The 332-nt window shown below is 78.3% G+C and carries 1 protein-coding gene; it reads right to left on the bottom strand.

The annotated features are described in order from the left end of the window. Positions 1–332 (bottom strand): ketoacyl-synthetase C-terminal extension domain-containing protein (locus tag UK12_RS34375; RefSeq protein ID WP_045307151.1); only part of this gene is annotated, 332 nt, incomplete at both ends.

The following is a 332-nucleotide window of genomic DNA, read 5'->3' as shown; positions in this document are numbered from 1 at the left end:
CTGGACGACGAGTAGGCCAGGTGGGCGAGTTGGCCCGCGGCGCTGGGCGTGGGGGGCGGGGCCGCTGCCCGGTGGCGGAGCGCCGGTGCGCCGCGCGTCGAAGCCACGATCGGCGGCGGCCCGGGAGAGCGGGTCCTCGGGCTGTTGTCGGTGCCGGTGGGGTCGGCGGTCGCGTCCGGGTCGGGGACGTGCTCCAGCAGGACGTGCGCGTTGGTGCCGCTGACCCCGAAGGGGGACACCCCGGCCCGGCGCGGGTGCCCGGTCTCGGGCCACGGCCTGCCCTCGGTGAGCAGTTCGACCGCCCCCGCCGACCAGTTGACGTGCGGGCTCGG

This window comes from Saccharothrix sp. ST-888, from assembly GCF_000955975.1.
Taxonomy (GTDB): domain Bacteria; phylum Actinomycetota; class Actinomycetes; order Streptomycetales; family Streptomycetaceae; genus Kitasatospora.
Note: the sequence above shows the minus strand (reverse complement) of the source record. Positions and strands in the feature narration are given on the sequence as shown.